Source organism: Arthrobacter sp. U41, from assembly GCF_001750145.1.
Classification (GTDB): Bacteria; Actinomycetota; Actinomycetes; order Actinomycetales; family Micrococcaceae; genus Arthrobacter.
The window spans coordinates 3,118,194-3,132,606 of record NZ_CP015732.1; the positions used below are offsets into that span (position 1 = coordinate 3,118,194).

Annotated in this window: 13 protein-coding genes; 2 read left to right on the forward strand and 11 right to left on the reverse strand. The window is 62.7% G+C overall.

Features of this window, described 5'->3' with window-relative positions; translation table 11 throughout:
• Positions 1–22 precede the first annotated feature (22 nt).
• The 9 genes from ASPU41_RS14145 to ASPU41_RS23460 form a co-directional block, all read right to left on the reverse strand.
• Positions 23–835, reverse strand: a complete 813-nt coding sequence (locus ASPU41_RS14145) for an AAA family ATPase (protein WP_069951452.1) — start codon at positions 833–835, stop codon at positions 23–25.
• Positions 832–2,259, reverse strand: coding sequence for a Mu transposase C-terminal domain-containing protein (locus ASPU41_RS14150; RefSeq protein ID WP_069951453.1), 1,428 nt, complete (start codon positions 2,257–2,259; stop codon positions 832–834). The genes ASPU41_RS14145 and ASPU41_RS14150 overlap by 4 nt, the downstream gene beginning before the upstream one ends.
• Positions 2,260–2,300: 41 nt before the next feature.
• On the reverse strand, positions 2,301–2,912 hold the full coding sequence (locus tag ASPU41_RS14155; protein WP_069951454.1) for a recombinase family protein: 612 nt from the start codon (positions 2,910–2,912) through the stop codon (positions 2,301–2,303).
• Positions 2,913–3,269: 357 nt separating this feature from the next.
• Complete coding sequence (locus ASPU41_RS14160; RefSeq protein WP_197515660.1) at positions 3,270–5,294, reverse strand: putative bifunctional diguanylate cyclase/phosphodiesterase; 2,025 nt, start codon at positions 5,292–5,294, stop codon at positions 3,270–3,272.
• Positions 5,295–5,465: 171 nt separating this feature from the next.
• A complete protein-coding gene (locus ASPU41_RS14165; RefSeq protein ID WP_069951456.1) occupies positions 5,466–6,080 on the reverse strand; it encodes a recombinase family protein in 615 nt (204 codons plus the stop codon).
• Positions 6,081–6,190: 110 nt separating this feature from the next.
• Entirely contained in the window at positions 6,191–7,381 is a 1,191-nt protein-coding gene (locus ASPU41_RS14170) for a TniQ family protein (protein ID WP_069951457.1), read from the reverse strand.
• Positions 7,378–8,286 carry a TniB family NTP-binding protein gene (locus ASPU41_RS14175; protein WP_069951458.1) on the reverse strand — a complete coding sequence of 303 codons (909 nt, stop codon included), beginning with the start codon at positions 8,284–8,286 and terminating at the stop codon, positions 7,378–7,380. Before ASPU41_RS14175 ends, ASPU41_RS14170 begins: the two co-directional genes overlap by 4 nt.
• A 2-nt stretch (positions 8,287–8,288) precedes the next feature.
• Entirely contained in the window at positions 8,289–9,977 is a 1,689-nt protein-coding gene (locus ASPU41_RS14180) for a DDE-type integrase/transposase/recombinase (protein WP_069951459.1), read from the reverse strand.
• A 550-nt stretch (positions 9,978–10,527) separates the two neighbouring features.
• Positions 10,528–10,722, reverse strand: a complete 195-nt coding sequence (locus tag ASPU41_RS23460) for a hypothetical protein (protein WP_231941504.1) — start codon at positions 10,720–10,722, stop codon at positions 10,528–10,530.
• Between ASPU41_RS23460 and ASPU41_RS14185 the strand changes: the two genes are divergently transcribed.
• Together ASPU41_RS14185 and ASPU41_RS14190 are read left to right on the forward strand one after the other, a co-directional pair.
• Entirely contained in the window at positions 10,630–11,880 is a 1,251-nt protein-coding gene (locus tag ASPU41_RS14185) for an FAD-binding oxidoreductase (protein WP_231941349.1), read from the forward strand. The genes ASPU41_RS23460 and ASPU41_RS14185 overlap by 93 nt on opposite strands.
• 58 nt (positions 11,881–11,938) lie before the next feature.
• Positions 11,939–12,232, forward strand: a complete 294-nt coding sequence (locus ASPU41_RS14190; RefSeq protein WP_069951461.1) for a hypothetical protein — start codon at positions 11,939–11,941, stop codon at positions 12,230–12,232.
• A gap of 461 nt (positions 12,233–12,693) precedes the next feature.
• On the opposite strand, the gene ASPU41_RS14195 is transcribed toward ASPU41_RS14190, so the two are convergent.
• Together ASPU41_RS14195 and ASPU41_RS23055 are read right to left on the reverse strand one after the other, a co-directional pair.
• Positions 12,694–14,088, reverse strand: coding sequence for an IS1380 family transposase (locus tag ASPU41_RS14195; RefSeq protein WP_083266399.1), 1,395 nt, complete (start codon positions 14,086–14,088; stop codon positions 12,694–12,696).
• A gap of 115 nt (positions 14,089–14,203) precedes the next feature.
• Entirely contained in the window at positions 14,204–14,413 is a 210-nt protein-coding gene (locus ASPU41_RS23055) for a hypothetical protein (protein ID WP_197515661.1), read from the reverse strand.

Consider the following 14,413-nt stretch of genomic DNA (forward strand, 5'->3'; position numbering starts at 1 on the left):
TTCACAGCTCGGTTTGGCGGTTCTAACTGATCCCGATGACGAGGGTTGAGCGTGCGGCTTCAATGACGTCGTCGGTGATGGTGCTGAGTTCGTTGATTTTCATGATTCGCTCGATTTGGGTGAAGAGCCGGTCGATGAGGCGGAAGTTGCCTCGGGTGATCCGGGCAACGGTGGCGATGGCCTGGGCATCGGTGAAGTCTTCCGGGTTCAGGGTTTGGCCGAGTTTGTGCCATCGGCGTTCCAGGACGAAATTCAGTTCTTCCTGTGCGAGTGGGCGGTATTCGTGGGCGAAGCCGACCCTGCTGTAGAGCTGTGCGTAGCGGCTGAACCATTTTTCGATGCCGGGCATGCCGATGAGGATCAGGGCTATGCTGTCGCGATCGTAGCGGTCGCGCAGCAGTTCTAGGGAAGTGGCGTTGAGGCGCTCGGATTCGTCAATGATGAGCAGCTCTACATGCTTAGCGGTGCGGGTGTGCGGTCCTGTCTTCTTGCCGATTTTTTCCAGGTGCTGGTCCACGCAGATCGAGACGCGGGTGCTGATGTGCTCGAGGTCGGCGTGGATCTGTTTGGGTGAGGTGAGCACGGCCGGGGTGTAGAAGACGCTGCGTGCCCGGGCCAGGGCCGCGTAGATCTGGTAGTCGGAGTCGTCCCGGGGACCCCACTGTTCCAGGAGGTTCTCTGCCTTGTGCCAGTTGGCGTAGCGCTTGGCGGAGAGGGTCTTTCCGATGCCGGCCTGGCCGTAGCAGATGCCGATGGTGTGCTGGCGGCGCACCGCGTCGGCGAACTCCGCGAACCGGCGGTGCTCTTTGGTGGCAATGAAGCTTTGTGTTGTCATCGGTCGTCCTCCAGATAGGTGCGGAGCTTCGGGCGCTTTTTGGGTTGATCGGCAGGGTCCGGGTCGGGAGCCGGTTTCGCTGATGCCAGGTCGGGCAGGCGCCTGGCGACGACGGCGATGCGTTGGTTGATTTGTCCGCGCAGTTCCCGGCGGCGGGCCGATCGTGCGGCCTGGATGTCCTTGAGCGTCAGGGTGGAGGTTTCGTGGTCGGGGTCCACGGCCTTGCAGATGAACTGATTCTTGTGGAAGACGCGGATCTCGGTGATGTCCCGCGGGTCGTAGCGGACAATGACTGGTTCGCGGACGTAGGCGGCCAACAGGGGCGAGACGTATCTGAGTCCCTGGAAGTGCACGCCGTCGCGGTGGACGATGCGGGGTTTTGCCACGGTCAGCAACAAAAGGTTCAATTCGTCCATGGTTGCCGGGAGCCGGGGCAGCCAGCCGTCACCTACCCAGGCGTGGTGCGGGGTGGCCCTGATCTCGTTGTGCTCCCGCTGGTGGTAGTCCTCCGTGATGAAGCGGCCGATGGCCGTGTCCAGCTCTTTGAGTGTCAGTACTGGTGCCGGTCGCGGGTGGCCACGGGCCAAATGTCCGGGCAGTTCGGCCAGCAGCTCCGTATTAACGGTGCCGTAGAACCGTTCGATCTTTCCCCGGCCTTGGGGTCTGGCGACCGTTGAGTAGGTGATTTCGAAGTGCAGGTCCTTCGCGGTCTGGGCCAGGTGGTGACTGGTGAAGTCTGACCCGTGGTCGACGTAGAGGACGTCGGGTATCCCGCACATCGGCCACCCTGCGCCGGCTTTGGGCCAGATCCCCTGCCGCAGCGCCAGTGCGGTGTTCAGGGCAGACGGTGCCCCGAGGAAGAGCATGTAGCCGCAGATCGCGCGGGAGTAGTCGTCCATGATCGTGGTGAGCCACGGGCGCCCGGGTTTCAGGTTTGCATCCAGGACGAGGATGTCCAGTTCGGTGTGGTCTGCCTGCCAGATGGCGTTGGGGCGCTCGGCCCGGTGCCGCCAGGCCAGTTCGTAGGTGTCCCGGTAGACGGCAGTTCCCTGTTGGGCGAGTGTTCTCATGCCGGGGTCAAGGCCCATGGTGATGGAGCGGACCGTACTGTAGGAGAGCGGCGACCAGTCGTGGTCGGCGGCGACGCGGTTGGCCTTGCGGGCGACGGCAGCCACAGACAGGGGCGGTTTCACCAAAGCCAGGCCTTCGACGAGGGCGACCAGCTCGGAGGTGCTCCGGCGTCGGGTGGTCCCACGGTTGGCTGTAGCCAGTCCGGCGATGCCGTTGCGCTTGTGGGCCGCGTGCCAGCGCTGCAGTGTCCGAAGCCCGATGCCTTCGTGTGCCGCGAGGGTCGTCAGCGGCACTCCGTCCTCGATATGCCGGCGCAGGATCTGCCAGCGCACCAACGCCGTCTGGTCAGGCATGGAGGCAGTGTTACCGCTGAGGGTACCACTGCCTCCGGCCGTCACCGGACTGTCTTATGTGTTGCCGTTGAACGCCGCCGCGGCGCAGCAGGGACCGGTTCGCGCCGGAGCGCCCGATACACAGTGGTCCGGCTGACGCCGAGGACCTCACCGATCTTTTCGACCGTCATGTCCTTCTGCTCATACATCCGGCGGGCGGTCCGGAGCTTGTCCTTCGTCAGCAGCGGAGGCCGGCCTCCAACGCGCCCGCGCGCCCGCGCTGCCTGAAGCCCGGCGTTGGTGCGCTCACGGATCAGATCCCGTTCAAATTCGGCAAGGGCTGCGAACACGTGGAAGACGAGACGTCCGCCTGATGATGTTGTATCGATCGCCTCCTGCAGGGACCGGAAACCGATGCCACGCCCCTGGAGATCGGCCAGCTGGTCAATCAGATGCCGGATGGACCGGCCGAGCCGGTCCAGCCGCCACACAACCAGCGTGTCCCCGGGCCGGAGCTGATCCAGAACCTTCGTCAGTTCCGGGCGCGACTCCAGAGACCCGGAAGCCGTGTCGGTGAAGATCCGGTAGCAGCCGGCAGCCTTCAACGCGTCCTGCTGCAGGGCCGCGTCCCGGTCCCCAGTCGATACCCGGGCATAGCCCAACAGATGTCCCATGCGCCCAAATGTACCAATACCCGTCAACCACCAGAAGAACCGGGACATAGAAACCGGCACTGTGTTTCGCTACAAAAATCGAGTGTGCATGGAATTTTCTAGATGTCATTTTCAGGAGTCGTCTGCACGGAATGTCCGAAGTCGTCTGCACTGTTAATGCCGCGGATTAATCTGGTTCTTGGCAAGCAGTCTGACACGTATGGCAATGTCCCGGGAGGATGATCAATTTAGCGGCTGCTCACTGGAGCTACTGCTGCCGGCCTGTCAGGACCAAGATCTTTTGCGCCGCAGATGAGCGGGCGTCTTCCGTGCCCATCAAGGACGGCGGGTGCGGCTGTGGGGCGGCTGGCGCGAGTGTTAAGTGGGCAGGGACGGAACATGCTCAGAGGATTCTTGTGGGCTGTGTTCGCGGATCTGCCGGGTGAGCCAGTCGATGAGGAATTGGTTGGAGTCGGGGTGTATCCCCGGTATCTCGTGTTGTTGTGCGTGCCATGGATTCACCTCGGCGGAGGCGTTGGCGTCATGGATGAAGTGGGTGAGGGGGCAGCGGTCGAGTTCCAGCGGGTGCGGCGCGGCTAGTCGGGCGAACTGCCAGTGATAGGCCAGAGCGCCGAGCGGTGTCTGTATCGGGGATAGGTGTGATTGGAGGGTGAAGGAATCAGACCACCGAAGGCAGTCTTGTGGTGGCATTGGTTTGGCAAGGTAATAGCCCTGGCCCAGCGGTGCACCGAGGACGGTAGCGGCTTCGGTCAGGCTTTCGTTCTCCAGTCCTTCGATAACGACATTCATGCCCAGGTCCCGGCCTAATTGGATGAGGGTTGCCATGACGCTGAGCGTTTCCACGGGCCTGTCCTTGACGTGGAGGAGTAGTCCGCGGTCGAGTTTGATGGCGCTGAACGGGAATGTTGAGAGTCTTTGCAGGCTGCTGTAGCCGGATCCGAGATCATCCATGGCAAGGCCTACTCCCAAGTCGACGAGCTCCCGCAAGGTAGTGCGCTGCTCCTCGAGGCTTATGTCCTCCGATTCCAGCAGTTCCAATCCCAAACGCCCCGGCTCGATGTTATGTGCCGAGAGCATTTCCTGGACGAGCGCCGGTGTCGACCCGTCGAGCAGAACTGCTGGTGGCAGGTTCACCGACACGTCGTGACGGATACCCTCCTGGTCCCATGCTGCGAGGATTCCCAACGCCCGATCGAGGACGCCGGTGAACAAAACGCGCAGATCGTCAGGTCCGAAGTGAGGCAGGAATCCATCGGGGTACGCGACGCGTCCTCCGGGTAGCTTCAGGCGCGCCAGAGCCTCGAACAGGTGCACGCCCCCATCGCGGAGATCCACCACGGGCTGGAGGTGAACAAGGATGTTTCCACTCTTTAGAGCGCCTCGATAGTCCTCCGGACTTGCTTTTTCTCCCGTGCCGGAGCTGCCATTGGCGCTACCACTGTTGTCGCTGTCTTGTGAGTGGGTGCCGGCGTGTTCCGTGGTCTCCCACCAGGTCCTCCGATCGTTTCGGCGTTCCTTGGCTACATAGAGCGCCTCATCGGCGCTGCGAAGAATGGACCGGCTGTCGGTGCCGTCCTCGGGAACCAGTGCGATCCCCAAGCTCATTCCGATGCGGACCTGCCCGCCGTCAACAGCGAAGGGTTCCTTAACTGCCTCATGGACCCGGTGGAGTATTCCGGGCAGGTCCTCGTTTGCGGTGCTACGGGTGATGTTTTTGAGGACCAGGATGAATTCATCCCCGCCCATCCGGGCCAGCACATCGCCTTCCCGCAGACATGAGAGCATACGGTCCGCCCACTGCCGCAACACCTCATCGCCCGCAGCATGACCCAGCGTGTTGTTGACGAGACGGAAATCATCCAGATCAATCAGGCCAACCGCCACAGCCACTTCCCGGTGAAGGGACCGTTTCACAACTTCCTCCACGACCCGTTCGGCCGCCGTCCGGTTCGGCAGCCCTGTCACGGAGTCGTGAAGTGCCTGGGTCTGCAGCTGCTTCAGCAAGGCCACCTGGTTGCTGATATCGCGTTGGATACTCACAAAGTGGGTGATCGCCGTTTCGGCGCCCACCCGCATCGGGATGATCTTCAACGCTGTCCAGAACGCGGAACCGTTCTTGCGGTAATTGAGGATTTCTCCTTCGAAGACTTCCCCCGACGCGAGGACTTCCCGCATGAGGCGTCTCGTGGTGGAATCGGTGCCCGGTCCCTGCAAAACACGACAGTTCCGGCCCATCAACTCAGCCTGCTCATACCCGGTCATGGCGGTAAAAGAAGCAGAAACATACACAATTGCCTGCGTTGAGTCGGTTATCAGCGCAATATCAGCGGTCGCCTCCCGGGCAGCCGCGAGGACTGAGGCGAGGCAATCATCCTCGTCCACGTTTCCATTCATCCCCAGGGTCATAGTTTCCTTAAGTGAGACCGAACCAACAAATACTGTGGCCACGAGCCTACAAGCGCCCGGCTTATCAACATGACAGATGGTTCTCCGACCTTCACACCGCACAAGGACCCAACGGACACGGACAGGCCCAGTAACGTACGCGTGCGCCTACCGGGAAAGGAGCTTTCGACCGTCTTGGCGCAGCTCCCCGGTGGGTGAAACGTGCCGGTACAGGGTCTGGCGGGTGATGCCGAGCTCGATGCAGAGTTCGCTGATTTTGGTTTCGGGTTTTCCCATGGAGGCCATGGCGAGCCGGAGTTTCGCGGGAGTCATCTTGTAGGGGCGTCCGCCGTTGCGGCCGCGGGCCCGAGCGGAGGCGAGGCCCGCGATGGTTCGTTCGGAGATCAGTTCGCGCTCGAATTCGGCCAGGGCGGCAAAGATCCCGAAGACCAACTTCCCGGACGCGGTCGTCGTATCAATGGCAGCGCCCTGGCCGGTGAGGACTTTGAGTCCGATGCCGCGTTCGGTCAGGTCGTGGACGATGTTGACCAGGTGCCGGAGGTTCCTGCCGAGCCGGTCCAGTTTCCAGACGACCAGTGTGTCTTCATGGTCGCGCAGCGCCTTCAGACAGGCGGCCAGTTCCGGGCGGTCATCCGTCTTCCCGGAGGCCTTGTCCTCATACAACTGACCCGGCCCGACGCCGGCAGCCAAGAGCGCGTCGCGCTGCAGGTCGGTGCTCTGGGACCCGTCCGCTTTTGAGACGCGCATGTATCCGACGAGCATGATTTTCCCCTGTCATTTATACGTCCGTTTAAGTGACAGTGTGATTCCGAATCGGGCTGGAATCAAAATATGTCACTTAACCGGTTCTTTATTCTAAGTCAGGCAAAGGGTCATTGATTCTCTGTTTGTGACAAAAAGTCGAGGGGTATGTGAAGCTCGGCGAAGGTTTCCCGGAGACTGCCCACGGATTCTTCACTCCGGCATCCGTACCGTGCGAAGTCGTAGAGCTGCTGCGCGACGAGCGGGTCTGCTTTGGCTGCTGCGATGCAGACTTCCAGTGCGTCCGTTGCCTGTTTCCAGAGCTCATCGAGAGTCGGCTTCTTCCAAGCTTCTGCGGTCGCTGTCGGTCGGCCGGGCCGGATTCCGTCGCTGATCCGGGGGTTTGGTCCGGGGCGCAGGAGGTGTGCGGAGGTTCCCAGGGCGCTCAGCGAGCCGGCTTCGATCAGTTCCATCGCTGCGGCGGCTGCTTCGAGCAGCTGCTGCTGGACGGTCCAGTGAAGGGTCTCGAACGGCTGCCACGAATACAGGCCGGCCCGGAACGGGTGACCGCAGTGTTCCCAGACACGACGCACGTCGTCCAGTTGCCGGCCATATCGTCCCTGGGCTGTGGTGAGTTCGTCCAGGAGGGTCCGCAGCAGCCGGAACCAGATGCCGGCGTGAACCGGATACCGGGGCAGGTCAACGGAACCGGTCGTTATCGCCTGCCAGGTGCGCCGGTCCAGGAGGGACAATGACTCCGGCAGGGGCCGCTGGTCATGAGCGGGAGTTGCCCACAGAATGTAATCAGGAGGGTTTCCTTCGTAGGTTTCGAGCCGGCGCCCGTGTACCGGGCAGCTGGCCATGACCGGCAATTGCCAGAAGAGCAGCAGCGTCGGGCTGGACTCCAGGCAGTCCGGGCATCCCCGCCGCACCCCCGCTCCCGGCAGCCATGGCAGCCACTTCCGCGGGGCGTAGATATTGCGCCGCTTGGGCGGCAGGAGCACCGAGAGCTGGTGCACATAGGTTTCGTAAGCGCCGGGGGCAGGGATGAGGCTGTCGAAGAGCCATGGCACCCATCCGGCCATGGTCATGGCGTTTACGCGGTGTTGGTCAAGACCGGTGCGGTTGGCGAGCTCTTCGAGCAGGTCCGTCGGCGGGTTCAGATCCAGCTCGGTATCGCTGAGTTCCCGGTGGCCGAGTCCGTGTTCGAGCAGCTCGTAGGAGTACATGCCGTAGCTGGCGGCAATCCGCCGCAGCCAGGAGGACAACGATTCCGTTTCTGCAGGTGCCGGGTGCAGGGGCCAGCGTTCCGGCGGTCTCATCTGAGTTCGCGTTCGAACAAGCGCCGCCGTTCGGTGGGTCCGGCGTAGTCGGCCATGACCAGGGTGCGGCGATTGATGCGTTCTTCACCGCTTTCTACGGCGGCGATCGCCGCGGTCGTCAAGAGCCGGGTGAGTTCGCCAATGGTTCCCTCGCTTCGGGTTAGCAGATACTGCGCCATATCGGGGGTAGCGATGTCCGAGGGGCGGTGCAGCGGCAGGGCGGCGGCGAAGCTGGCCAACAACGACAGGGTGTCCTCACCCATGTTCCACAGGGGAAGGACGATGGGTTCGAACCGGTTCTCCAATTGATCATCGGATCTGACCGCAAGATACGCCTCCCGTGTTCCGACGCCGATGATCGGGATGCGTAGCTCGTTGCCCAGGAATCGCAGGAGATTGAGGAACTCCCGGCGGCTGTTGCCCTGCCCGGCGAGGATGTTGTGCAGCTCGTCGATGACGAGCATGCGCACTCCCGTTGTGCGCAGCAGCTTCAGCGAGATCTGCTCAACGTCGGCCAGACGCCGGCGTGGTTGAAGAGGTGCTCCAAGCGCCGCCAGGAGCGCGATGTAGAAGCGCAACACGGAGGGCTCGGACGGCATCTGCACGCACAACACTGGAATGTTTTCCCGGTCTGCCTCGGTCACAGGTAGGTGCCCCCGGCGAAACTTTTCCACGATCATCGACTTGCCGTTGTTCGTCGGCCCGATCAGCAACAGGTTCGGCATTCGTTGTTTGACTGGCCAGCACAGCAGGGTCTCCAGGCGGGCCACGGCCTCCACCGCGCGCGGGTAGCCGATCCACCGGTCGGCCCGGATCAGTTCAACCCGTTCGTTCGCAGGCAATCGGGCCGTGTCCCGCACACTCGGGTGCAGGTGGGACAACTCGGGTGCCTCGTAGTCGGGCATGGTCACCACTGCTCGATCTGATCGAATCGCGGCACCCGGGCCGCATCCGACACCGTGTCCTGTGCCTGATCAGCAGGGGCTTCCGGCGGGAATAAAGGGGCTGGTATCCCGCCGCGCCGCGTCGTCGCTGCATTGCGGCGCTCGGCGTCGCGTCGCATGCGCTTGGTTGTTTTCGACGCAGTAGTCGCGATCTCTCTCATCTGCTCGATCGTGCGGAACAATGCCGCCTCATCCACTTGCGCTATGCCGCGCTCGTGTAGCCGCGCCAAGGCGTGTCTGTGCTCCCACAGGCTCACAGCCGGGTTCGCCATTGTCCGGTAAGGAACCTCCACATAATGAACCCCCTCTGGTTCCAACACCCAAATCCTGCTGATGTCCCGGGGGTCCCGACGGATCAAGAACGGCCCAAGCGTGTCGCGTCGGCTGATCCACGGTTTCAGCACGTTCGAGAAATAGTGGACGTGGTCGATGACAAATCCCGTCCGCGTCAGGGTACGCCGCACGACGGGAAGGAAGTCGACCAGGAACGCTGTCGGGCTCGAGGCAACCGCCGGCAGCCCCGTGGCCGCCACTCCTTCTGCCCACCGACCGGTGGGCGTCTGCCCCAAGGTGCTGTGGATGGTGCCGTGGTAGCTGGTAACGGCCAGGGTCATCCATTTCTCCAGCTCGCGCAGGGTCAGCGCCGCTTTCCGGTCCGAGTCATACCGGCCCCGTTCGACGGGATTGGAAAAGGTGGTTCCGGGGAGTTCGTGGATTTGCTGCATTGCGGTGCCGATCACCCGTTCCACGATCCCGCCATAGTGAGGCCGGCCCGGCGGGCGGTAGGCCAGCTGGATACCGTGTTGCTCGCATCCTCGCCGGAGCGCCTCGCTCTTGAATTCGCTGGCGTTATCCAGGTGCAGCTGTCTCGGCTTCCCGCTCATGGGCCACTGCGCCTCAATACCCAAACTTTCAAGCCATGGCCTTTTGTCAGTGCCGGCATGCGCCAGGCACAGCCCGACCGACACTGCCGAGGGCGCCTCCAGGGTGACGACCATGCCAACAATGCATCGGCTGTAGACATCGATCGCGACAGTCAGATACGGGCGGCCGATCGGTTGGCGCTCCCGCTCGTCCACGACGATGACATCGATGACCGTGTGATCGATCTGCACCTGTTCCAAAATTGTGCTGATCGCCGGCACCTCGTCGCCGGCAGACTGCAACGGCCGCACCGCATTGGGGCCACCCCTGCGCCGGCCTACCTCAACTGGATTCAGCGCCCGGATTCGCCGCTCGACCGTGTTTCGGGCCGGGACAGGGAGCTGTCGTGCGCGGCACGCTGCAGCGATGTCGCGATACACCGCCGCCAAGGTCCGTTTCTGCCGGGTCAGGAACTGCTTCCGCACGATCTCGCGGACGAGGTCTTCGACTTCGTCCAACAGACGCGCGGTTCCTTTCCCTCCGGAGGAGCGGCCCGGGGCCAAATCCGTCAGTAACCCAGACCCGTCGCGATGGCGTTTGATCAGCACGTAAACCTGGCGTCGCGATATGCCCAACGCCAGGGCGGCCGCATCAACTGCCGCCCTGCCGACGACCGCGTGCGCTGCCAAGGGCGTGATCACCGCCGAAATTGACTTCGTCCGGTCCCACAGAGCATCTGGCATGGTCAACGTGCCCGGCTCACGAATGTGTGTAGATTCTGCATCCACTCCGCTACCTCCCTTGGTGTGCAGAGGAGTAGTAAGCAACAACGACATTAGTGCAGAGGAGTATTGAAAAACCAGTGCTCAACACTCGCCTGCACAACCGCGAGAACAGGCGGCCAGCCGTGCAGGCGAGTATGGAAAATGACACTAGACGGACCTGCTTGTCTGTAGCGAATACGGTCGTTTTTGACGGTCACTGCTTTCATGCAGGATGCCGTGGTTTGGTTTCATTTCCATATGAGTCTCGGATACCGCACGTGGGGCTGAGAGGCAGCAGGTGGCCGTCCCGGAAGGCCCTGCTGGTCCTGGCAGCAGTGCTCATCGCGGCCACGCTGTTCATAACCTCCGTGGGAATTACAACTAGTGCTGGTGGCCGTGGATCTCGTCATCGGCAGACCTGCAGCGGGGGCCTTTCATGTCCCTCCGGATAAACCGCTAATCCCCAGTTTCCTCTTGCCAGTTCGTTCGAACGGTGGGAATCTGCTCGGAGGAGTGAGAGGTCCGTGATGTTATGGCAGAGGGCACGAAGATGGCCGGCGGTGCTGTCGATGAACTACAGACATCCTTTCGGGGTGAACTCGTACGGCCGGATGATGTTGGTTACGATGAGCATCGCAAGGTGTGGAACGGATCGATTGATCGCCATCCCGCGCTCATAGCCCGCTGCACCGGCGTCGCAGATGTACGTGCTGCCCTCCGGCTCGCCCGTTCCCAAGATCTGCTGGTCGCCGTGCGTGGAGGCGGTCATAGCTTTCCTGGGCTGTCAGTGTGTGACGACGGCATGCTCATCGATCTCGGGCTGATGAAGGGGATCCGCGTGGACCCTGAAGCGCGAACGGCACGTGTTCAGGCCGGCGTACTGCTCGGCGAGCTCGATCGTGAAACGCAGGAGTTCGGACTCGTTGTTCCTTCGGGAATCGTCACCCACACAGGAGTAGCGGGCCTCACGCTGGGCGGCGGCCTCGGGTGGGTCATGCGCAAGTACGGACTCACGATTGATCAGCTTCTGTCCGTGGACGTGATCACCGCCGAAGGCGAGCTGGTCAGGGCCAGCGAGGATCACAACGCCGACCTCTTCTGGGGCGTGCGGGGCGGTGGCGGGAACTTCGGCATCGTCTCTGAGTTCGAGTTTCGTCTTAACCCTGTGGGCCCCTACGTTATGGCAGGTCCGGTCTTCTGGCTGATGGAAGATGCCCAGGAAGTGCTGCGGTTTTATCGTGATTGGATCGCGGATTGCCCCGACGAGCTCATGACGGTCGCCGTGCAGAGAAGGGCGCCGGCGCTACCGATCGTCCCGCCCGACCTGGTCGGAAAGCACGTCGTAGCGATTGCCGCCTGCTACGCGGGACCTGTTGAGGAGGGTGAACGAGTCCTGCGGCCGCTCAAGGAATTCGGCTCGCCTGTGCTCGATCTGTGCCGGCCGAAACTGTTCGTGGAGCATCAGAAGATGTTCGACCCGTCATTCCCCCACGGCTGGTCCTACTACATCCGGTCCTGTGACGTCGCAGCCCTTAATGACGACGTCATCGATATCATGATCGAGCACGGCAGACATATCACCTCGCCGATCACCAGCATCGGCCTGTGGCAAATGGGCGGAGCGGTGGGGCGGATCGACGACGGCGCCACTGCGTTCAATGGCCGCCGGGCCGGGTTCACCTTCAACATCGCCGGCAACAGCAAGACGGCCGACGGCTTCGACGCTGAGCGCGAATGGGCCCGCAACCTCTGGTCCGCCCTCGCGCCCTACCACACCAGCGTCTACGTCAACTTCCTCATGGAAGAGGGCGAGGAGCGGGTCAGGCAGGCCTACGGTGCCGCTAAGTACGACCGACTCAAGGCACTCAAACGCAAGTACGACCCGACGAACTTCTTCACCCTCAACCAGAACATCAAACCCGACTGAGGACCTTATTCTTGGGCTCCGAGAACATGGCATCGGGCTCCACACCCTAGAAACGCGAATGGCCATCGGCGACGGCGCTTGTTTTTGGCTGCCACCTGTTATGGGATACGAATGCCGCGGCACGGAGGAAGAGCAACGGAACATAGAAGCCGGTCTCGCCGTGGGGGTTCGTATGCGCCTTGTGCGGATCGTCGCCTGCCAGGGCATCACGATCGTGGAAGCTGAGTATGACAACCCGCCGAACGACGCAGATCACTGCCCGCCCTGGCACACCGAGATCCGGATCCATCCAAGGGGCCCGACCACCCGCATCGTGCTGCACTTTGGGCAACGACCGGTACCCCGGTCATAAGGTCAAAACCGCCATTCGATCTGTGATTTAACCGCCATTCCGGGCTAACAGTCACAGCCCAGGATCTCGGCGATGCGCACGGAGATCCTGGGTCCCCGAGCAGGGGCCGTTGGACGTCAGTGCTGGTCATCCGCAGACCACGACGTCCTCGAGTGCCTCGGCGAAGCTGCCGTACATCTGCGCTCCGACGAGGACGGGGCTTGAGGACCAATGCTCGGGAAAGTCACGCTAAGCCGATCTCCAGTGGTAACGATGGTAGCCCTGGGTCGCGAGCACCAGGCAGCGGCAGTCGTTCGGACCGGTCGCCTTAGCCTTGATCCACCGATCCGTCTGGGCTGATGAGCTGAATCCGGTTTCGGCTCGTTGTGCGGGCAGCGGGCATGCTGGGGTGCCGGCCTCGCTGCCCTTGGGTGTTCCACTGGTGGTTTCCGGTTGCGCCGTGTGGCTGGGTTGACGGTGGTTCAGGCGGGTTGCTGTGGCGGGTAGAGGTGGTCGAATAGGGCCTGCCATGGTGTTTGCCAGGGCCAGGATTCGGGCAGATGAAGACGGATGCGCCGGGCGCTGGTGGCGATCCTGGCCGGGACGTGGATGAGTTTGCGGCGGATCGTTCCGGTCCGGGCCTTCCCGAAATGCCCTGCGGCGAGGAGCCCGGCGGCGCGGGTGAGGTTGTAGGCCATGACCGCGGCGACCAGCCAGGCCGAGTTCGCCGCGAAAACACCCGAGGGCATGTGGGCCAGGGCGCTGTCCTTCAGATCGGCATTGACCTGCTCAATAATGGCGTGTTTCCGGTGGGTTTTGTCCGCCCCGACGGTGTCCAGGACCGCTGCGTCCACGGTGGTGAAGAACGCGTGGTGCCGGTGGGTCTCGAAGAGGGTTTCCTGTCCGTCGGCGGTTTTCGGGTTCAGTTCCGGGATGCGGCGCACGACGAGGCGGCCGGTGATCTGCTCGTCCTTTTTGCGGGAGCTGAACGCGGTGAACACGGTTTCGGCGACCTCGGCCTTCGAGACCCAGATGTTGGTGGTCTCATCGAAGACCGCGTCGGTGTATTCGATGGTTTTCCACGCCGCTTCAGGGATCCCGGTGATGGCGCGTTTGACGGCCGGGTCCATACGCACCGTCACGGAGACTTCCGCCCCGCCGGCCAGGGCCGCGGAAACCGCGGCATGGCCATAGTAGGCCGAATCGAACCGGCAGAGCACCCGCCTGCCGGTCTGGACACGCCTGAGCGTGGACAGGGCGTCGGTGATCAGGCGTTTGGCTCCGCGGGCCGAGTTCGCCGCCCCTTTGCGCAGCCGCTGGGCCAGGATGACCGGGGCATTGTCCTTCGCGGAGACCGTGGCCAGCAGGGCGTTCAGGCCGCGGACCCCGGAATACCCGTAGCCGGAGCCCTGCTTGGCATAGCCGTGGACCTCGATGATCGTGTCGTCAACATCGACGAAGACGAAGTCCGCCGCCCCTGGGCTCCCGAGCAGCGGCGCCAGAGTCCCCAGGTTGGCCAGGAAACGGGAGGCGACAGCATCCAACTGCCGCACGTGCCCAAACGTGAAGGACCGCAGGAACGAGCCCAGGGTCGAGGGTGCATAACCGGCGGTGAAGAGCCGCTTCATCCCGCCGTGGCGCAGCAGGGCCATGTCATCGATGCTGTCCGCGCCGGCGACCATCCCGGCCACCAGCGCGGCGACTTTCAGCCCGGCGTTGGCGCCCTTGTCCGTCGGCACCGACAGCCACTCATCGGCCAGTTCCTGCAGCCCGGCGTCCCGGGCCAAGGTCATCACCGGCAGCAACCCGGCCACCGACACGAGATTCGGCTCGTCAAAGGAAACTGACACGGAGGCGCGCTTATGGGAAACTTGCATCTACGAGATGCCCTCTTTTCGGTGGTTAATGTGCTCTAGACAAGCTCCATTTTCCTTGAAAAGACGGGCATTCTCGGTTTAAACCGCCGTCGGCGCCCCGACCATCATCGGTGGATCAAGGCTTAGTGAACCGGGCGGTATTGACGTTATCCCCGTCGAACGGCCGGTCATAGGCCCGCTCCAGGACTTCGAAGAGTTGCGCGAACACGCCGCTCATTTGGTAGGTGTATGACAGGTCGCCGCTGGCGAACCCCGCATTGATCAGATGCAGGGCGATCGGGGCGGGTATCGGCTCGTCGATGGGGTTGTTGACAAAGTGCATCAC

What these genes read in the sequence shown, in the direction of transcription:
- ASPU41_RS14145 (WP_069951452.1), bottom strand. Translation starts at nt 835, where the DNA reads ATGACAACACAAAGCTTCATTGCCACCAAAGAGCACCGCCGGTTCGCG.
- ASPU41_RS14150 (WP_069951453.1), bottom strand. Translation starts at nt 2,259, where the DNA reads ATGCCTGACCAGACGGCGTTGGTGCGCTGGCAGATCCTGCGCCGGCAT.
- ASPU41_RS14155 (WP_069951454.1), bottom strand. Translation starts at nt 2,912, where the DNA reads ATGGGACATCTGTTGGGCTATGCCCGGGTATCGACTGGGGACCGGGAC.
- ASPU41_RS14165 (WP_069951456.1), bottom strand. Translation starts at nt 6,080, where the DNA reads ATGCTCGTCGGATACATGCGCGTCTCAAAAGCGGACGGGTCCCAGAGC.
- ASPU41_RS14170 (WP_069951457.1), bottom strand. Translation starts at nt 7,381, where the DNA reads ATGAGACCGCCGGAACGCTGGCCCCTGCACCCGGCACCTGCAGAAACG.
- ASPU41_RS14175 (WP_069951458.1), bottom strand. Translation starts at nt 8,286, where the DNA reads ATGCCCGACTACGAGGCACCCGAGTTGTCCCACCTGCACCCGAGTGTG.
- ASPU41_RS23460 (WP_231941504.1), bottom strand. Translation starts at nt 10,722, where the DNA reads ATGACCGCCTCCACGCACGGCGACCAGCAGATCTTGGGAACGGGCGAG.
- ASPU41_RS14190 (WP_069951461.1), top strand. Translation starts at nt 11,939, where the DNA reads ATGGCCATCGGCGACGGCGCTTGTTTTTGGCTGCCACCTGTTATGGGA.
- ASPU41_RS14195 (WP_083266399.1), bottom strand. Translation starts at nt 14,088, where the DNA reads ATGCAAGTTTCCCATAAGCGCGCCTCCGTGTCAGTTTCCTTTGACGAG.